4 protein-coding genes and 1 pseudogene are annotated in these 4,859 nt (G+C 66.9%); 2 read left to right on the forward strand and 3 right to left on the reverse strand.

Going from position 1 to position 4,859, the window contains the following annotated elements; all coding sequences use genetic code 11:
• Together NF20_RS06465 and NF20_RS26070 are read right to left on the reverse strand one after the other, a co-directional pair.
• Window positions 1-343 (reverse strand): porin PorA family protein (locus NF20_RS06465; RefSeq protein WP_155947432.1); only part of this gene is annotated, 343 nt, incomplete at its 3' end.
• 9 nt (window positions 344-352) lie between these two features.
• Window positions 353-707 (reverse strand): annotated as a pseudogene (locus tag NF20_RS26070) (porin PorA family protein); the annotation flags it as partial.
• Window positions 708-828: 121 nt separating this feature from the next.
• On the opposite strand from NF20_RS26070, the gene NF20_RS06470 reads away from it, so the two are divergent.
• Complete coding sequence (locus NF20_RS06470; RefSeq protein ID WP_155947431.1) at window positions 829-2,055, forward strand: acyltransferase family protein; 1,227 nt, start codon at window positions 829-831, stop codon at window positions 2,053-2,055.
• 30 nt (window positions 2,056-2,085) lie between these two features.
• Here NF20_RS06470 and NF20_RS06475 read toward each other — a convergent pair whose 3' ends face one another.
• On the reverse strand, window positions 2,086-3,066 hold the full coding sequence (locus NF20_RS06475; RefSeq protein ID WP_009979649.1) for a phosphotriesterase: 981 nt from the start codon (window positions 3,064-3,066) through the stop codon (window positions 2,086-2,088).
• A 303-nt stretch (window positions 3,067-3,369) separates the two neighbouring features.
• Between NF20_RS06475 and NF20_RS06480 the strand changes: the two genes are divergently transcribed.
• Complete coding sequence (locus tag NF20_RS06480) at window positions 3,370-4,836, forward strand: IS1634 family transposase (RefSeq protein WP_019733492.1); 1,467 nt, start codon at window positions 3,370-3,372, stop codon at window positions 4,834-4,836.
• Window positions 4,837-4,859: the final 23 nt, after the last annotated feature.

A 4,859-nucleotide genomic window follows, 5' to 3' on the forward strand; every position in this document is an offset into this window, starting at 1 on the left:
GCGTGACGGTGTCGACGATCGCCAGCAGCAGCCCGGTGTCCTTCTGCTTGTCGGTACGCCGCAACGAGCTTCCGACCTGCAGCGTGACGACGTCGGCGTTGGCCGGCGACTCGACGCTGATCTGCTGCTGGGACACCAGCGGCACGTTCTGGTTGACCACCACGTGGTCGGTGGACAGCGACGCCGAGTCCAGGGCGGTCCCGGTGCCGTCACTGATCAGCGTGGCGTCGACGTCCAGCGGGACCTTGGTGATCCGGCTGGTGGTGTACGTCGTCAGCAGCAGCGCAGCGATCAGCAGGGCAGCTCCGAGGCCGATGATCCCGCATGCGGCGAACCGCAACATGACTGCTCTGACGGTGTCGACGATCGCCAGCAGCAGCCCGGTGTCCTTCTGCTTGTCGGTACGCCGCAACGAGCTTCCGACCTGCAGCGTGACGACGTCGGCGTTGGCCGGCGGACTCGACGCTGATCTGCTGCTGGGACACCAGCGGCACGTTCTGGTTGACCACCACGTGGTCGGTGGACAGCGACGCCGAGTCCAGGGCGGTCCCGGTGCCGTCACTGATCAGCGTGGCGTCGACGTCCAGCGGGACCTTGGTGATCCGGCTGGTGGTGTACGTCGTCAGCAGCAGCGCAGCGATCAGCAGGGCAGCTCCGAGGCCGATGATCCCGCATGCGGCGAACCGCAACATGACTGCTCGGTTCACGTCGCCGTGCCCTCCTCATGATCCCTTGCGTGTCTGTGCCGCGACCCGACCCGAGCAGGCGGCCCGGGGCAAACTCGTTTGACCCTAACAGCAGAAAGTAAGGCGGCGGCTTACCAACCTGATGCCCGGGTGTACCCGTTCTCCGGGCCGCGCGCACAGGCAAACTGTGGTGGTGAGCGATGACCAGCGGGTGGGCGGGGTGCGCAGCTTCCTGCCCGCCGTGGAGGGCATGCGCGCCTGCGCGGCCATGGGTGTGGTGGTCACCCACGTCGCGTTCCAGACCGGGCACTCCAGCGGCGTCGACGGCAGGCTGTTCGGCCGCTTCGACCTTGCGGTGGCGGTGTTCTTCGCGCTGTCGGGTTTTCTGCTCTGGCGCGGACACGCCGCGGCGGCACGGGATTTGGCGCCGCGCCCCCGCACCGGCCATTACCTGCGGTCCCGGGTGGTCCGCATCATGCCCGCCTACCTGGTGGCGGTCGTGGTGATCCTGACCCTGTTGCCCGACGCCGACCACCCCAGCCCGACGGTGTGGCTGGCCAACCTGACCCTGACCCAGATCTATGTGCCGCTCACGCTGACCGGTGGGCTGACCCAGATGTGGAGCCTGTCCGTGGAGGTCGGCTTCTACCTGGCGCTGCCGGTGCTGGCGTTGCTGGCCCGCCGCCTCCCGGTGACCGCGCGGGTGCCGGCGATCGCCACGCTGGGGGCGCTGAGCTGGGCGTGGGGCTGGGTGCCGGTGCACCCCGGTTCGGGCCTCAACCCGCTGAACTGGCCGCCGGTCTTCTTCTCCTGGTTCGCCGCCGGCATGCTGCTGGCCGAATGGGTGCACGGCGGCATCGGCCGGCCGGTGCGGTTGGCGCAGAGCCGGACGGGCCGGGTGCTGCTGGCCGTCGTCGCGGTGGCCGCCTACCTGGTCGCGGCCTCGCCGCTGGCCGGTCCCGAGGGCCTGGTGCCGGGCACCCCCGCGCAGTTCGCGGTGAAGACGGCGATGGGCTCGCTGGTGGCCTTCGCGCTGATCGCCCCGTTGGTGCTGGACCGGATGGACACGCCGCACCGGGTGTTGGGGACGACCGTGATGGTGACGCTGGGGCGCTGGTCCTACGGCCTGTTCATCTGGCACCTGGCGGCGCTGGCGATGGTGTTCCCGGTGCTCGGCACGTTCCCGTTCACCGGCCGCATGCCCGCGGTGTTGGTGTTGACGCTGATCTTCGGCTTCGCGATCGCCGCGGTCAGCTACGCCCTGGTCGAGTCGCCATGCCGGGAAGCCTTGCGCCGCTGGGGGAAACGCCACCAGCCCGCCGCGCCGCGCCAGCTCATCGACGCTGAGGCCGACGCAATCGCGCCGTGATCTCGTCGCGGACCGACCGTCGGGACCGGCTCACCCATAGGGGCCTTGGCGCTCGAAGATGCGCCGCGGGTTGTCGACGAGCATGGTGTGCAGCTGCTCGTCGGTGACGCCGCGCTGCTTGAGGGCGGGGATCACGTCGTTGTGGATGTGCAGGTAATGCCAGTTCGGCATGACCTGGGGCACCAACTCCTCGGGAAGTGCGTCGAAATAACAGTTGGCGTCGTGCGAGAGCACCATCTTGTCGGCGTGGCCGCGCTCGCACATCTGCGCGACGATGTTCACCCGGTCCTCGAACGGCGAGATCGCGTCGATGCCGAACCGGTCCATGCCCAGATACGAGCCGGCGGCGATGAGCTCTTCGAGGTAGCCGACGTCGGTGCTGTCGCCGGAATGCCCGATCACCACCCGGCTCAGGTCGACGCCCTCCTCCTCGAAGATCCGCTGCTGGTCGAGGCCGCGGCGCAGCCCGGCGTGGGTGTGCGTGGAGATCGGCACCCCGGTGCGCTTGTGCGCCTGCGCCACCGCCCGCAACACCCGCTCGACGCCCGGGGTGACGCCGGGTGCGTCGGTGGCGCACTTGAGGATGCCGGCCTTGATGCCGGTGTCGGCGATGCCCTGCTCGATGTCGCGGACGAACATGTCGGTCATGATCTCCGGGCCGCCCAGCTCCGCGCCCGGGCCCAGGTAGTGGAAATAGAAGGGCACATCGTTGTAGGTGTAAAGCCCCGTTGCCACAACGATATTCAGCTCGGTCGCCGCCGCGACCCGGGCGATGCGCGGAATGTAGCGGCCCAGGCCGATGACGGTGAGGTCGACGATGGTGTCCACGCCGCGCGCCTTGAGCTCGTTGAGCCGGTCGATGGCGTCGGCCACCCGCTGCTCTTCGTCGCCCCACGCTTCGGGGTAGTTCTGCGCGATCTCGGTGGTCATGATGAACACGTGTTCGTGCATCAGGGTGACACCCAGCGCAGCGGTGTCGATGGGCCCGCGAGCGGTATTGAGTTCTGACACGCCCCTGATGCTAGGTCGACCGGCATCTGACCAACAGAGGTCGTTTTGTTTTGCCCTCCCCGGCAGGGGCGTCGGTGCGCTACCGTCACCCTCGTCTGCGTCCAGTACCCGCCGGGAGCCCGCCCATGTTGCTCAATCCCAACCACCTGACTTTTATCACTGTCGGCGATCCGGCGGTTGTGTAGGGCTGTGACCTGTGTCTTCGGTTGTGGCCTGGTGCGGATTTGTGCACTAGCCGGTGGGCCGTAGGGTGCCTGCGTGGCCTATGTGCGCACGGTGAAGACATCCTCGGGGGCGATGGCTGTGCAGGTCGTGTGGTCCTCGCGGCGCGGGTCACGCCGGATCGAGCATCTGGGTTCGGCGCATGACGAGGCCGGGGTGGCCGCTTTGAAGGCTGCCGCGGCGCAGCGACTGGCCGCCGGCCAAGCGCAACTCGACCTTGGCTTGGCCGAACGTTCGGCGGCCGAGCCGTTGCCGATCACGTCCTCGAAGTCGGCGCTGCTGTGGGAAGCATTGTGCGCTGCTTATGACAAGGTCGGGTTCGCCAACGTCGCCGATGGGGATGAGGCGTTTCGTCAGTTGGTGTTGGCCCGGATCATCGAACCGACCAGCAAGGCCGATTCACTTCGGGTCGTCGAGGAGACTGGGGTCGTCCCGGTGTCGTATCCGACGCTGAACCGCCGTCTGCCGGTGTTCGCCAAACCCGCTTTCCGGCAAGCGCTTTCGACCGCATGCGCTGCCCACGCGCAATTGGGTCCGGCCAGTCTGGTGCTCTATGACGTGTCGACGCTGCACTTCGAGACCGATGCTGGTGATGGGTTCCGGGAGCCCGGATTCTCCAAGGAAAGACGGTTGGACCCGCAGATCACCCTGGGGTTGTTGACCGATGCTGGCGGGTTCCCGTTGACGGTGGCGGCCTTTGAGGGCAATAAGGCAGAGACCGCGACCATGCTGCCGGTGATCAACGCGTTCAAGGCCGCTCACCAACTCACCGACGTCACGGTCGTCGCTGATGCCGGGATGATCTCGGAAGCCAACCAGGTCGCCCTGCACGCGGCAGGGCTGTCCTACATTCTCGGCGCGAGGATTCCGTTTTTACCTGATGTGGTGCGCGAGTGGCGCGACAAGCACTCCGATGAGGCGATCCCCGACGGCCTGGTGCTCACCCAGCCCTGGCCATCAACCAGCGGCGAGAAAACCCGCGGCATCCCGGACCGGATCATCCACTACCAGTACCGCCATGACCGGGCCCGGCGCACGCTGCGGGGGATCGATGAGCAGGTGGCCAAGGCCGAACGTGCTGTTGACGGGCATGCCCCGGTCAAACGTAACCGCTACATCCAGCTCACCGGGGCTACCAAGAGCGTGAATCGCACACTGGAGGCCAAGGCCCGGGCGTTGGCCGGGTGGAAGGGATACACCACCAACCTGGTGAGCCAACCGGCCACTTTCGTCATCGAGGCGTATCACCAGTTGTGGCGCATTGAAAAGGCGTTCCGGATGTCCAAGCACGACCTGCAAGCCCGCCCGATCTATCACCGCACCCGCGACTCCATCGAAGCCCACCTCAGCGTTGTCTTCGCCGCGATGGCGGTATCGCACTGGATCGAGCACCAAACCGGTTGGAGCATTAAGAAATTCGTTCGCACCGCACGCCGCTACCGTACCGTCACTATCCAAGCCGGCAAGCACACCCTGACCGCTGCTGAACCGCCACCACCCGACCTCGCCGAAATCCTCGCAAACATCCACAGCCTACGTGCGCACTAGCCTGATAAAAGTCGGTCTGCATT

Origin of the sequence: Mycobacterium sp. MAC_080597_8934, assembly GCF_000523975.1 — a bacterium.
GTDB classification, from domain to species: Bacteria; Actinomycetota; Actinomycetes; order Mycobacteriales; family Mycobacteriaceae; genus Mycobacterium; species Mycobacterium avium.

Bases quoted from the DNA above. Each gene is read 5' to 3' on its own strand.
- NF20_RS06470 (WP_155947431.1), top strand. From the start codon at position 829: ATGCCCGGGTGTACCCGTTCTCCGGGCCGCGCGCACAGGCAAACTGTG.